13 protein-coding genes, 1 tRNA gene and 1 other annotated feature are annotated in these 13,254 nt (G+C 49.2%); of the genes, 13 read left to right on the top strand and 1 reads right to left on the bottom strand.

Translation table 11 applies throughout. The features are described from left to right. Positions 1-98: 98 nt before the first annotated feature. The 7 genes from BW931_RS11205 to BW931_RS11175 all read left to right on the top strand — a co-directional run bounded on the left by BW931_RS11205 (position 99) and on the right by BW931_RS11175 (position 7,666). Positions 99-1,172, top strand: a complete 1,074-nt coding sequence (locus tag BW931_RS11205; RefSeq protein WP_076572384.1) for an HD-GYP domain-containing protein — start codon at positions 99-101, stop codon at positions 1,170-1,172. Between the two features lie 101 nt (positions 1,173-1,273). Further along, entirely contained in the window at positions 1,274-2,743 is a 1,470-nt protein-coding gene (gene guaB / locus BW931_RS11200) for an IMP dehydrogenase (RefSeq protein ID WP_076572382.1), read from the top strand. 188 nt (positions 2,744-2,931) lie between these two features. Beyond that, entirely contained in the window at positions 2,932-4,233 is a 1,302-nt protein-coding gene (locus BW931_RS11195; protein ID WP_076572380.1) for a serine hydrolase, read from the top strand. A 116-nt stretch (positions 4,234-4,349) separates the two neighbouring features. Next, positions 4,350-5,228, top strand: a complete 879-nt coding sequence (gene pdxS / locus BW931_RS11190; RefSeq protein ID WP_076572378.1) for a pyridoxal 5'-phosphate synthase lyase subunit PdxS — start codon at positions 4,350-4,352, stop codon at positions 5,226-5,228. Positions 5,229-5,246: 18 nt separating this feature from the next. Next, positions 5,247-5,837 (top strand): pyridoxal 5'-phosphate synthase glutaminase subunit PdxT, encoded by a 591-nt coding sequence (gene pdxT, locus BW931_RS11185; protein ID WP_076572376.1) that lies wholly within the window; start codon positions 5,247-5,249, stop codon positions 5,835-5,837. 36 nt (positions 5,838-5,873) lie between these two features. Further along, positions 5,874-6,082, top strand: a binding site (T-box leader). A 65-nt stretch (positions 6,083-6,147) separates the two neighbouring features. Further along, positions 6,148-7,422: a serine--tRNA ligase gene (gene serS, locus BW931_RS11180; protein ID WP_008590263.1), complete on the top strand. Its 1,275-nt coding sequence runs from the start codon at positions 6,148-6,150 to the stop codon at positions 7,420-7,422. Positions 7,423-7,573: 151 nt separating this feature from the next. Then, positions 7,574-7,666 (top strand) — tRNA-Ser (locus BW931_RS11175). 171 nt (positions 7,667-7,837) lie between these two features. Here the strand turns inward: BW931_RS11175 and BW931_RS11170 are convergent. Beyond that, positions 7,838-8,650: an alpha/beta fold hydrolase gene (locus BW931_RS11170; RefSeq protein WP_008590258.1), complete on the bottom strand. Its 813-nt coding sequence runs from the start codon at positions 8,648-8,650 to the stop codon at positions 7,838-7,840. 92 nt (positions 8,651-8,742) lie between these two features. On the opposite strand from BW931_RS11170, the gene BW931_RS11165 reads away from it, so the two are divergent. The 6 genes from BW931_RS11165 to BW931_RS11140 form a co-directional block, all read left to right on the top strand. After that, on the top strand, positions 8,743-9,186 hold the full coding sequence (locus BW931_RS11165) for a MarR family winged helix-turn-helix transcriptional regulator (protein WP_008590256.1): 444 nt from the start codon (positions 8,743-8,745) through the stop codon (positions 9,184-9,186). A gap of 141 nt (positions 9,187-9,327) precedes the next feature. After that, entirely contained in the window at positions 9,328-10,281 is a 954-nt protein-coding gene (locus BW931_RS11160) for an ABC transporter permease (RefSeq protein ID WP_076572375.1), read from the top strand. Then, on the top strand, positions 10,271-11,221 hold the full coding sequence (locus tag BW931_RS11155) for an iron chelate uptake ABC transporter family permease subunit (RefSeq protein WP_076572373.1): 951 nt from the start codon (positions 10,271-10,273) through the stop codon (positions 11,219-11,221). The genes BW931_RS11160 and BW931_RS11155 overlap by 11 nt, the downstream gene beginning before the upstream one ends. Next, a complete protein-coding gene (locus BW931_RS11150) occupies positions 11,215-11,973 on the top strand; it encodes an iron ABC transporter ATP-binding protein (RefSeq protein ID WP_008590249.1) in 759 nt (252 codons plus the stop codon). Before BW931_RS11155 ends, BW931_RS11150 begins: the two co-directional genes overlap by 7 nt. A 29-nt stretch (positions 11,974-12,002) precedes the next feature. Further along, the gene (locus BW931_RS11145) at positions 12,003-12,950 is read left to right on the top strand and encodes a siderophore ABC transporter substrate-binding protein (RefSeq protein ID WP_076572371.1); all 948 of its coding nucleotides are present in this window, start codon (positions 12,003-12,005) and stop codon (positions 12,948-12,950) included. 80 nt (positions 12,951-13,030) lie between these two features. Continuing rightward, positions 13,031-13,254: helix-turn-helix domain-containing protein (locus BW931_RS11140; RefSeq protein WP_143541882.1), on the top strand; the 224-nt coding region annotated here is incomplete at its 3' end.

Genomic DNA, 13,254 nt, shown 5'->3' with positions numbered 1-13,254 from the left:
TTTTCTTTTGTGACTGAAATAGCAGGAGAAGAAGTCGATAGTATAAGTAAAGGACCTTTCTTTAAAGTGGGCCGAATGCTTAGGAAGGCGGGAAAAAGATGCAGGTAAGCGTAAATGAACTGATACCGGGATGTATTTTGATCAAAGAAGTGGAAGGGAAAACTTCGCGTCCGCTCATACCGGAGAATACGGTGCTTCATCCGATACATATCAACGTTCTTCGTGCTTTCCGTATCCGGGAAGTGGAGATTTCCTCCAGGCTTTCGAGCGGGGAGACGTTTGAGGAAGCATCCGAACATTATGAACCGGAAGATATGGAGGCGACGGTGAACGAGGAGTTCAGGGAAGAATACTTGAGCGCGGTCCATCATCACAGACGTATGTTCACGAAATGGGGGAACCGCTCGGGTATCGATCTTCCGGAAATAAGGACGTGGTTCCTACCTTTACTTTTCAAAGCATCCGAAGCCCGTCAGGAAATCCTGAGATTTCACCACTATTCCAGTGAAAATGACTATATGCACCATCACAGTGTAGCGATGGGCCTGATTGCAGGTTACCTCGGGCAGAGACTCGGTCTTGAGAAGGGGGAATGGATCCAGGTTGCTCTCGGCGGTCTGTTGAGTGATGCCGGTATGGCGCTTATTTCCCCGGAAATACTGAAGAAAAAGGGCTCTCTGAGCGCCGGGGAAATGGCTGAAGTCCGCCAGCACCCGGTGCATTCCTACCGGATGGTCGAGGATCTGACCGTTTTGAGCAAGAAAGTGAAATACGCCGTACTTCAGCATCACGAGCGGCTGGACGGGTCGGGGTACCCTCTCGTGGTTTCACAGAAAAAAATCCACTTCTACAGTCAGATCATCGCCGTAAGTGACGTTTACCATGCGATGACATCGGAGCGTCCCTACCGTAAAAAACAGTCTCCTTTCAAAGTGATCGAAGAAATCCAGAAAGAGCAGTTCGGCAAATACGATATGAGAGTGATCAAAATGCTCGTCGAAGATCTGGCCAGTATATCCGTAGGAACGACGGTGAAACTTTCCAACGAAGAACTGGCCACCATAGTGTTCGTCGATCCTTCAACTCCGGCTCATCCCATGGTGCGGCTGCAGCGCAGCCAGATTTTGCTGTCTTTAAAAGATGAAGGACTGCACGTGGAGGAAGTTTATTGACGTCTTTATAACTTTTCAGGTTGAAAAACGACGGCGGATGTCTTATTGTAAATAACAATATATAAGATAGCTTCCTTCGGGAGGGAAAAGGAGAGAGAGACGTGCGCACAGATAAATTTCAAAAAGAATCACTCACATTCGATGATGTATTGCTGATGCCGAGAAAGTCGGAAGTATTGCCGAGGGACGTATCCTTAAGCGTTGACCTGACTTCCAGGCTGAAGCTGAACATTCCTGTAGTAAGTGCCGGCATGGACACGGTGACCGAAGCTTCGATGGCTATCGCGATGGCCCGCCAGGGGGGCCTCGGAGTCGTTCACAAAAATATGTCCATTGAAGAACAGGCGGAACAGGTGGATATGGTCAAACGCTCGGAGCGCGGGGTCATCACCAACCCTTTCTTCCTTACTCCGGAAAATCAGGTGTACGATGCCGAACATCTGATGGGCAAATATAGAATATCGGGCGTCCCTATCGTGGACAACGACACTTCAAGAAAACTGGTCGGCATCATTACGAACCGGGATATGCGTTTTGTGGAAGACTACTCCCTGCGGATTTCCGAAGTGATGACCAGCGAAGATCTGATTACGGCTCCGGTAGGAACTACAATCGAAGAAGCGGGGCATACACTGCAGAAACATAAGATAGAGAAGCTCCCTCTTGTCGACGAGAACAACACGCTTAAAGGTCTGATCACTATTAAAGATATAGAAAAAGTGATTGAATTCCCGAATGCCGCAAAAGACGGACAGGGCCGCCTTCTTGCAGCAGCTGCCGTAGGCGTAACGGCTGATGCGATGACGCGTATCGGAAAACTGGTGGAAGCAGGCGTGGACGCTCTCGTCGTCGACACCGCTCACGGACACTCGGAAGGCGTGATGGAGCAGGTGAAGAGAATCCGTGCAGCTTATCCATCGGTTGATATCATCGCCGGAAACGTGGCTACAAAAGAAGCGACCCGCGATCTGATCGAAGCGGGCGTGGATGTCGTGAAAGTGGGGATCGGTCCCGGCTCTATCTGTACGACACGGGTCGTCTCCGGCGTGGGTGTACCTCAAATAACCGCTATCTACGACTGTGCCGAAGAAGCGGAAAAACACGGGGTGTCCATCATCGCTGACGGAGGAATCAAATATTCCGGGGAAATCGTGAAAGCTCTCGCTGCCGGCGGCTCCGCCGTTATGCTCGGCAGTCTGCTGGCCGGGGTGAAAGAAAGCCCGGGCGATACGGAAATTTTCCAGGGCCGTCAGTTTAAAGTGTATCGCGGCATGGGCTCGGTCGGAGCAATGGAAGCGGGATCGAAAGACCGCTACTTCCAGAGCGGAAGCGAAGCGAAGAAGCTCGTACCCGAAGGCATCGAAGGACGTATTCCTTTTAAAGGCCCGCTTGCCGACACCGTCCATCAGCTTCTCGGCGGTCTTCGTTCCGGTATGGGATACTGCGGCACGAAGACGATCCAGGAACTGCGAAACGATGCGTACTTTACGAGAATTACGGGGGCAGGCCTGCGCGAAAGCCATCCTCACGACGTTCAGATTACGAAAGAAGCACCGAACTACTCGGTATAACCGGCCGGCGCAGGCCATCACAGGAGAGGCTCTTTGATTTTTCAGAGAGTCTCTCCTTATTTTTATGCAATTATATTTAATTTTCATATTTTTACAGTCAGATGAGGCACCCGCATCTATTTTTTTACAGGGGGGTATGGTAAAATTGTAAAGCGTAAATTTATATACAGCGGAGGTCGAAAATAGTAATGCAAAGATGGAAAACAGCACTTATATTAACGTTACTCGTTATAACATCAACTCTTCTAGCTCCCGCGGACATTCTGGCACGGGAAGTGGAGACAGAAGCGGAATCAGCGATTCTTGTGGATGCTGATACGGGAGATATACTTTTTCAGAAAGAAGCGGAGCAGGCTCTGCCGCCGGCAAGTATGACGAAAATGATGACGGAGTATCTTGTGATGGAGGCGATTGAGGACGGAAGTATCAGCTGGGACACCACCACCCAGATCTCCGACTATCCTTACAGTATTTCGGCAGATCCCTCCTTTTCCGGAGTGGGGATGACCCAGAATAAGGACTACACTGTCCGTTCGCTTTATGAAGCGATGGCGATCAACTCCGATAACGCAGCCTCCATTGCTCTCGCAGAACTGATTGCAGGTTCCGAAGGGGAATTCGTCAAGATGATGAACGAAAAGGCGGAGGAACTGGGGATGGAAGACTATAAATTCGTCAACAGCACCGGCCTTGCCAACAGTGACCTGGGTGATCACGTGCCGGAGGGGACGGGTGCCGATGATAATAATCTCATGTCGGCGAAAGCGACCGCTACCCTTGCGTATCATCTGGTGAACGATTATCCGCAGGCACTGGACATCTCCGGCACACGTACGGCCGAGTTCGACGGTCAGACGATTCAGAACTGGAACTGGATGATCCCCGACATGCCGGGGTACCTTTCCAATTTCGGCTATGAAGGGGTCGACGGTCTGAAAACGGGATATACGGAGAAAGCCGGCAACACCTTTACCGGTACAGCTAAACAGGGAGACCAGCGGCTTATTTCCGTCGTTATGAAAACGGACAGCCGGGAAGCCCGTTTCCGGGAAACGGCCAAGTTATTCGATTACGGTTTCGATCAGTTTGAGACGAAGGAACTGTTTGCAGCCGGACACCAGAAAAAAGATGAAAGTTCTGTTCCGGTATCAAAAGGAAAAGAGGACAATGTTTCCGTCGAAACGGGCAAAGCTCTTTCTGCGATGGTCAAACAGGGAGAAGAAGACTCCTATTCTCTTGAATACTCCCTGAAGGAAGAGGAACTTACGGCACCTGTCGAGTCCGGTCAGAAAGTCGGGGAAGCGAAACTGGTGTATGAAGGGGAAGGAAAGAAAGCCAACCTTATCGAAGGAGGCGCCCCCTCCGTGCCGCTTGTGACTACGACCGGAGTGGAGAAGTCGAACTGGTTCATGCTCACTCTCGGAAATGTCGGGAACTTCTTCAGTGACATGTTCACAGGAGCCGTCGATACGGTCAAAAGCTGGTTTTGATTAATTTTCCGATAACGATGGTTGATAATGGTAGGATTGACGGGAAAAATGCGTTAAAATAGTAAAGAAAATTGTAGTAATCGATGGATATAGATACAGAACAGGGAGGAATCAACATGGCTCGAACAGGAACGAATGTTGTAAAAAGAGGTATGGCAGAAATGCAGAAAGGCGGCGTCATCATGGACGTCGTAAATGCGGAACAGGCGAAAATAGCCGAAGAGGCCGGAGCTGTTGCGGTTATGGCACTTGAACGCGTACCGTCCGACATCAGAGCGGCCGGAGGGGTTGCGAGAATGGCGGACCCTACGATCGTTGAGGAAGTGATGAACGCCGTTTCGATTCCTGTAATGGCAAAAGCGAGAATCGGTCACATCGCCGAGGCGCGTGTCCTCGAATCGATGGGCGTCGATTATATCGATGAAAGTGAAGTACTTACTCCTGCGGATGAAGTATTCCACATTAAAAAAGACGGCTATACGGTTCCATTCGTATGCGGCTGCCGTAATATCGGAGAAGCGACCCGCCGTATTGCGGAAGGTGCTTCCATGCTTCGTACGAAAGGGGAGCCGGGTACCGGTAATATTGTGGAAGCGGTCCGTCATATGCGTGAAGTCCAGGGACAGATCCGCCGTCTTCAGTCGATGGACGAAGACGAAGTGATGGTTTATGCAAAAGAGAACGGTGCACCTTACGATCTTCTGCTTGAGATCCGGGAAGAAGGCCGCCTTCCGGTCGTAAACTTCGCAGCGGGCGGTATCGCCACTCCTGCAGACGCAGCGCTTATGATGCAGCTTGGCGCGGACGGCGTATTCGTCGGATCCGGTATTTTCAAATCCGACCGTCCTAAAGAGTTTGCACGGGCCATCGTGGAAGCGACGACTCACTACGACGACTACAAGCTGATTGCTGAGATTTCCAAAGGTCTCGGTACCGCGATGAAAGGCGAAGAGATGAACGAAACGACCGACCGCATGCAGGAGCGCAGTGAATAAGTAAAGGAGAAATGCCTCATGACTACTATCGGTGTACTTGCTCTGCAGGGAGCCTTCCGGGAGCACATCCGCTCCGTGGAGGCTTCCGGAGCGACAGCGGTAATCATAAAACGTAAAGAACAGCTTGAGACGATCGATGGCCTTATCATCCCGGGCGGTGAGAGTACGACGATGCGCCGCCTCATCGATCAATACGGGTTTCTTGAGCCGATCCGCGCTTTTGCAAATGCAGGAAAGCCCGTTTTCGGCACCTGTGCCGGTCTGATTTTACTTGCCGGGGAAATCGACGGCTCTTATGACGCTCATCTCGGACTTATGGATATGAGTGTCCGTCGGAACGCTTTCGGAAGGCAGCGGGACAGTTTTGAAACCGATCTTGACATCAAAGGCGTGGCGGACGGATATAATGCCGTTTTCATACGGGCACCCTACATTGAACGGGTCGGGGAGAATACCGAAGTTCTGGCCACTTACGACGGTCACATCGTCGTAGCGCAGGAAGACCACCTTCTCGCCTGTTCTTTCCATCCGGAACTTACGAAAGACCACCGTCTTACTGCCCATTTCGTGAGTATGGTGGAAAATTCTAAGCGCACGCTTGCATCCTGAGCGGGAATGAGCTAATCTGTATAGTAAGTAAATAGAAAAAACGCGTTGAACGGAACAAGTATCATCAGCTTTTCTTCAAAGAGAGTCAGGGACCGGTGAAAACTGACAGAAAACTGATGAGAATCCATCCCGGAGCGTCTGGTGATGAGCCAGGACGGACCCTCCCCGTTACGGAGGTCGAGCCGGAAGAGCAGCTGCTCTTCAATCGGGGTGGTATCGCGGGAATTCAGACTCTCGTCCCTTTTTTATAAAGGGATGGGAGTCTTTTTTTAATGACTGATGTTATACATTAAACAGAGGAGGATGACATATGCTCGATTTAAAATATGTAAGACAGAATTTCGGGGAAGTGAAAGAGAAACTGCGGGAGCGGGGGGAAGACCTCTCGGAACTCGATTCCTTTGAGGAACTGGATACGAGACGAAGAGAACTGATCAGGGAAAGTGAAGAGTTGAAAGCGAAGCGGAACGAGGTATCCAAAGAAATTTCCCAGCTGAAAAAAGAAAAACAGGATGCCGACGAAAAAATAAAAGAAATGCAGGAAGTCGGGGAACGCATCAAAACGCTCGACGGGGAGCTTAAGGAAACGGAAGAGAGGCTGCAGACGATCCTTCTGTCCATTCCGAACATTCCGCACGAAAGTACGCCGGTCGGAAGTGATGAGGACGATAACGTTCTGACCCGTTCCTGGGGGGACATTACATCTTTCGGTTTCGAACCGAAAGCACACTGGGACCTGGCAGGAAACCTCGGTATTCTGGATTTCGAACGCGCCGCCAAAGTGACGGGGAGCCGCTTCGTTTTCTATAAAGGGGCAGGAGCAAGACTGGAGCGGGCCCTGCTGAACTTCATGATGGATCATCACGCGGATACGCACGGATATGAGGAAATGCTTCCTCCTCAAATCGTAAACCGTGATTCGATGACGGGTACAGGCCAGCTTCCGAAATTCGAAGAAGACGCGTTTAAACTTGAGGGCTGGGACTACTTCCTGATCCCTACCGCCGAAGTTCCGGTTACGAACTATCATCGTGACGAGATTCTGCCGATTGACGAGCTTCCGAAAAAACTGGTCGCCTTCAGTACGAACTTCCGTTCCGAAGCCGGTTCTGCCGGAAGGGACACGCGGGGACTTGTCCGCCAGCATCAGTTCAACAAAGTGGAACTCGTACAGCTGTCGAAACCGGAGGAATCCTATGAGCGGCTGGAGGAACTGACGGGACATGCGGAAAAGATTCTGCAGATGCTTGAACTGCCGTACCGGGTAATGAGCATGTGTACGGGAGATCTCGGGTTCACGGCTGCTAAGAAATACGACATCGAAGTCTGGATTCCGAGCTATGAAACGTATCGGGAAATCAGTTCCTGTTCCAACTTTGAAGCGTTCCAGGCCCGCCGCGCCGGCATACGTTTCCGCCGGGAGAAGAACGGCAAACCTGAATTCGTGCATACATTGAACGGTTCGGGGCTCGCTATCGGCCGTACGGTAGCAGCTATCCTCGAAAATTATCAGCAGGAGGATGGCACGGTCGTCATTCCTGAAGTTCTTCGTCCTTATATGGGCGGCAAAGAAGTCATCAAGTAACGGGTTGTGTGCATACGGCCGCCTTTTTCCTTTCTGAAGCACGGGCTCGTGTTCAGGGGGAGAAGGCGGTTTTTTATTTTCGGCGGCGAATTGCCGAAATTTTATTGACGCCTGCCGGGAGGCGTGGTATATTACTAATTGTCGGTCACACGGAGGAGTACCCAAGTCCGGCTGAAGGGAGCGGTCTTGAAAACCGCCAGGGGCTTTACGGCCCGCGGGGGTTCGAATCCCTCCTCCTCCGCCATATTTTAAAATAAACGCGCATATATATTCGGAGAAGTCCGGAAGTAATCGTTACTGTATACAGTAACGATTTTTTTGACAGGAATTTTCCGGTTTTCCCCGAATACGTATGTATAAACAAAAGACAGACCCTTCTCACAGTACTGGGCCTGCCTTCTCCGTAAATTATTAATCAGCTGCTTTTCCACAGCTTCTGTTCGATGTAGTCCAAGATCAAAGAGGTCACTTCCTGCGGATGACTGAGGTGAGGAGCATGCCCCTTTGCATCCAGCATGACGGATTCACTGTAAGGAAGGTGTTCCCGTAAATATTCACCGGCCGCAGGCGGGACGAGGGAGTCCTTTTTTGACTGAAGGAGCAGGGAAGGTACGGTGTTTTCTTTCAGTTTCTCCCGCATATCCAGCGTAAACGCCACTTCGGCAAAAGAACGGGTGACCTCCGGAGACTGATCGGCCAGCATCTCCTCCAGTTCTTCTTTCATTTTCGGTGCGTCTATCTCCTCAAGAAAAAGCTCGGCCATGTATTTCGACCATTTCCGGTAATCGCTGTCCATCATTTGGAGAAGCTTCTCCAGATCTTCTTCTTCAAGACCCCCCTTATAGCCGTCTTCATTAAGAAAACGGGGAGAAGCACCGAGCATGATGTTCGAGCGCAGAAGTTCGGGGCGTTCAAGCGCGATCTTCAGGCCGACCATGCCGCTGAAAGAGTGTCCGACGAAGATTGCATCCGTGAGAGCCATCTCTTCCATAATGCCGATGACGTCTTCTGCATAGCCGTCGACGGAACTGTAGCGCTCTTCGGAGTAGGAGCCCGCACTGGAGTTGCCGGAACCCGCGTAATCAAAAAGAATAACCTGATACATGTCGAAGAAACCGGGGATGACGTATTCCCATATATGCTGGTCACACCCGAAACCGTGGGCAAAAATGATCGGGGTCGTGCCGTTTCCGTATATCTGAACATTGTTGCGTTTTCTCATTTTCATGTTCCTATCATCCTTTGCTGTAAGAGAAATACTGTCTTTATTATCATTCTATCACAACGGACGACTATTACTTAACGGAGGGAGTGCGGATCATGAATCGGAAATATGTAATGGACGAATCGCCGGGGTATCAGCTTTTTCAGGCCTCCCGGGTAATGAACGCAAGACTGAATGAGAATTTCAAAAAAATCGGGCACACGTTGACGTATGAACAGTGGCAGATAATGAGCCGTCTGTACGGGAAAGAAGGACAGACGCAGCGGATGCTTGCCGTCTCCATTGAAAGAGACGAAGCCGGGACATCGAGACTGCTTGGAAGGATGGAGAAGGCCGGGTACATTTACCGTTACGTAAACCCGGAAGATAAGCGGAGGAATTACATTTACCCGACGGAATGGGCGAGACAGGAAGAAGAGAAGCTGAATCGGACGGCTCTGGATACAATCGACGAAGCCTGTGCGGGAATGACAGAGGAAGAAAAGCGCAGCGGACAGCTTTTTCTTGAAAAAATTCGAAATAATCTCGGAAGCAGTTGACACTCTCATTGAGAATTGATATCATTTACTTGTCATTGAGAATGATTATCATTTTTACAACTGCTTCTTTTTTTGTACTTATATTTGTCTAGACAAGGATTTTTTTGTAAATAGAAGCAGGTTGGTTAGGAAGAATTGGATATGAAATGGTGGATTACGGGTTTTCTTTTAATATTTTTCTCGATTCTTTCCCTTTTTATCGGGGTGTCTGATTTATCGATCACGGATTTTTTTTCCTTAAGCGACGAACAGCAGGAAGTCCTGTTCGTCAGCCGAATTCCGAGGCTTGTCAGCCTTCTTATCGCCGGGATGAGTATGAGTATCGCCGGACTGATTATGCAGCAGCTCAGCCAGAATAAATTCGTCTCCCCGACGACAGCCGGTACGATGGATTCGGCAAGACTGGGGATTCTCGTCGGTATGCTGTTGTTCCCTTCGGCATCGATGATGGAGAAAATGCTGCTGGCTTTTCTTTTCGCTTTGGCCGGTACGTTCGTTTTCATGAAAATCCTCGATAAGATTAGATACAGAGACGCGGTCTTCATCCCTCTGGTCGGACTGATGTTCGGGAATATCATCGGTTCCGTTACGACGTTTCTCGCCTATCGTTTTGATCTCGTCCAAAGCATAGGGACGTGGCTTCACGGGGATTTCTCCATGCTGATCGAGGGCCGTTACGAACTTCTTTACTTAAGCCTTCCGGTAGTGATTCTCGCTTACATATTTGCACATCACTTCACTATCGCCGGGATGGGGGAAGACTTTGCTTCCAACTTAGGGCTCAGCTATCAGAAAGTTCTTTATCTGGGGCTCGGGCTTGTAGCACTGATTACAGCCTCCGTCGTACTTACAGCCGGGATGCTGCCGTTCCTCGGGCTGATTGTTCCGAATATCGTGACGATTTACCAGGGGGATCACTTAAGGAGCAGTATATGGCAGACGGCGGTGCTCGGGGCACTGTTCGTACTCGTATGTGACATCCTCGGGCGGGTTATCATCTACCCTTATGAAATATCCATCGGTCTGACTGTCGGAGTTCTCGGCAGTGGTATTTTCCTTTATTTACTGTTAAGGAGACGGTCGTATGGGCTATAACAAAAAACTGATCATATTACTGTCTCTGTCGGTTGCAAGCATTCTGCTGTTTGTTTTCTGGGATGTCGGAGGGCAGTGGGATTACGTCCTCCCGAGGCGCCTTGAGAAAGTGGCCGCGATTACGATGACCGGAGCGGCCATTGCAGCATCCACGGTCATCTTTCAGACCATTACGAATAACCGGATTCTCACACCGAGCCTGATTGGATTCGATTCTCTTTACGTTCTACTGCAGACGGCAATCGTCTTCCTGCTCGGAGGCGGAACGCTTGTGATGATGAACAATCACTTTCATTTCCTTCTGTCTGTCGGGCTTATGGTCGTGTTTGCCCTTCTTCTGTTTCTGTTCATATTCAAAAGAGAAGGGAAGAATATTTACTTCCTGTTGCTCGTCGGCATTATTCTCGGAACATTTTTCAGCAGTATTTCGGAGTTCCTCCAGGTACTGATCGATCCGAACGAATTCCTCGTCGTGCAGGATAAGATGTTCGCAAGTTTCAACAATGCCAATACGGAGTTATTGCTTGTGGGAGGAATTCTGCTTCTCGCAGCTACACTGTATCTGTTCAGGTATACGAAGTATCTGGATGTAATCTCTCTCGGTGAGGAAGAGGCGGTGAATCTCGGCGTCAATTATGACGCGGTGGTGAAACGCCTGCTCGGTGTAATAGCCGTATACGTTTCCGTCGCAACGGCACTTGTTGGTCCGATTACTTTTCTCGGGCTGATTGTGGCCAATGTCTCCCACGAAGTGTTCCGGACGTATCGTCATAAGTATCTTATCCCGGGAGCGATATTCGTAAGTATCTTCAGTCTGCTGCTCGGGCAGTGGTTTGTGGAACACGTTTTCACTTTTTCCACGACCATCAGTGTCATTGTGAACTTCGTCGGCGGTATTTATTTCATCTATCTGTTAGTAAAGGAGAATGACGTATGGTAGACGTAACGAATGTATCCAAGGCTTATAAAGAAGTGAAAGTGGTCGATGACGTATCCGTCCATATAAAGAAAGGTACGATCACCTCTTTTATCGGGGCGAACGGAGCTGGAAAAAGTACGCTTCTGTCGATGGTGAGCCGGCTCATTCCGAAAGACGAAGGTTCTGTACTCCTCGACGGCGAGGAAATCACTTCCTACGACAACAAAGAATTGGCCAAGCGGCTCTCCGTTCTGAAACAGTCGAATAATATCAAAGTGCGGATCACTGTCCGGGAACTGGTAAGCTTCGGACGTTTCCCCTACTCGCAGGGAAAGCTGAAAAAAGAAGATGAGAAACTGATTAATGAAGCGATTGAATACATGCAGCTCGAAGATTTCGAAGACCGCTTTCTCGATGAACTGAGCGGAGGACAGAAACAGCGGGCTTACATAGCGATGGTCATCGCCCAGGATACCGATTACATCCTTCTTGATGAACCGCTCAATAACCTGGATATGAAACATTCTAAACAGATTATGAAAGCACTCCGGCGCATGGTGGATGATCTCGGGAAGACGGTTGTAATCGTTATTCACGATATCAACTTCGCCTCCTGTTATTCCGATCACATCGTAGCGTTGAAAGATGGAAAGTGTGTGTACGAGGGGCATCCGGAAGAGATGATTACGAATAACGTGCTCCGTGAAGTTTACGATATGGAATTCAATGTATGTAACATAGACGGCAACCGTATTTGTGTGTTTTTTACCTGAATAATAAAAAAGAATAAAGGAGAATGAATATGAAGAAATTGTTGATGACTCTTAGTGTGCTCGTAATGATGGTGCTCGCGGCCTGCGGAAGTTCGGAAGAAGAAGCCGGTGCCTCTTCCGGTGACGGGGAAGACAAGGAGAAGAGTAAAGAAACCGTTATGGTGGAGCACGAACTCGGAACGACGGAAGTGGAGAAGAATCCGGAGAACATAGTCGTATTTGATTTCGGAGCGCTTGATACGCTCGATGCCCTCGGTATAGAAGCAGACGGTGTAGCGAAATCGAGTACCCTTCCCGATTATCTGTCGAAATATGAAGAAGATGATTATGAAAACGTTGGAAGTCTGAAAGAACCTGATTTCGAAAAAATCAATAGTATGGACCCCGGACTGATTGTTATCTCAGGTCGTCAGTCCGAGGCATACGAAGATCTCAGTGATATTGCTCCTACTGTTTATGTAGGTATGGATAACGAAAATTATATGGAATCATTCGAGAAGAATACTCAAACCCTTGCCAGAATTTTCGGTAAAACGGAAGAAGCTGACCAGAAGGTTTCGGCACTGAAAAAAGATATTGAGCAGATTAAAGAAGATATGCCGGAGGATAAGACTGGTCTCGTAACGCTTGCGACCGGTGGAAAAGTCAGTGCCTACGGACCCGGGTCACGTTTTGGGCTCGTCCACGATGTATTCGGAGTACCGGCGGCTGATAAAGAGATCGAAGCCTCCACTCATGGTATGAGTGTAACGTTTGAGTATATTGCGGAACAGGATCCTGACTATCTCTTCATTATCGACCGCGATAAGGTAGTCAGCGGTGAAGGGCAGGCGAAGGAATTGTATGATAACGATCTGGTCAACCAGACAGATGCTAAAAAAGTCTATTTGGATCCGGCAGTCTGGTATCTGTCCGGAGGCGGCTTAAGATCATTTGAAAAAATGGCCGAGGAAGTATCGGCCGGTATCAGCGAATAATGAAAAATCCCCCGTCTGCATTACGGAAGGTAGTGCACCCCGGAAGTTAGAGTAAAAAATCTAACTTCCGGGGTGTTTTTATGTCCAAGTATAGTAAAGCATTTAAGGTAAAGGTGGTAAGGGAATATCTCGAAGGTTCTTTAGGATACGCTTTGTTAGCCAAAAAATACACTCTTCCTGATAAAACACCCATAAGACGGTGGGTCCAAGCGTATCAAGCGTTCGGGGAAGAAGGATTGAAAAGGAAGCGCTCCAAACAAGTCTATCCTGTCCAATTCAAGCTGGATGTATTACACTTTAGGAA

The sequence above is a fragment of the Salimicrobium salexigens genome (genome assembly GCF_900156705.1).
Lineage (GTDB): Bacteria > Bacillota > Bacilli > Bacillales > Halobacillaceae > Salimicrobium > Salimicrobium album.
This window is presented reverse-complemented; position numbering and strand designations above follow the sequence as displayed.

Coding starts and splice junctions, on each gene's coding strand:
- BW931_RS11205 (WP_076572384.1), top strand. CDS start 99: ATGCAGGTAAGCGTAAATGAACTGATACCGGGATGTATTTTGATCAAA.
- BW931_RS11195 (WP_076572380.1), top strand. CDS start 2,932: ATGCAAAGATGGAAAACAGCACTTATATTAACGTTACTCGTTATAACA.
- pdxS (WP_076572378.1), top strand. CDS start 4,350: ATGGCTCGAACAGGAACGAATGTTGTAAAAAGAGGTATGGCAGAAATG.
- pdxT (WP_076572376.1), top strand. CDS start 5,247: ATGACTACTATCGGTGTACTTGCTCTGCAGGGAGCCTTCCGGGAGCAC.
- serS (WP_008590263.1), top strand. CDS start 6,148: ATGCTCGATTTAAAATATGTAAGACAGAATTTCGGGGAAGTGAAAGAG.
- BW931_RS11170 (WP_008590258.1), bottom strand. CDS start 8,650: ATGAAAATGAGAAAACGCAACAATGTTCAGATATACGGAAACGGCACG.
- BW931_RS11165 (WP_008590256.1), top strand. CDS start 8,743: ATGAATCGGAAATATGTAATGGACGAATCGCCGGGGTATCAGCTTTTT.
- BW931_RS11160 (WP_076572375.1), top strand. CDS start 9,328: ATGAAATGGTGGATTACGGGTTTTCTTTTAATATTTTTCTCGATTCTT.
- BW931_RS11155 (WP_076572373.1), top strand. CDS start 10,271: ATGGGCTATAACAAAAAACTGATCATATTACTGTCTCTGTCGGTTGCA.
- BW931_RS11150 (WP_008590249.1), top strand. CDS start 11,215: ATGGTAGACGTAACGAATGTATCCAAGGCTTATAAAGAAGTGAAAGTG.
- BW931_RS11145 (WP_076572371.1), top strand. CDS start 12,003: ATGAAGAAATTGTTGATGACTCTTAGTGTGCTCGTAATGATGGTGCTC.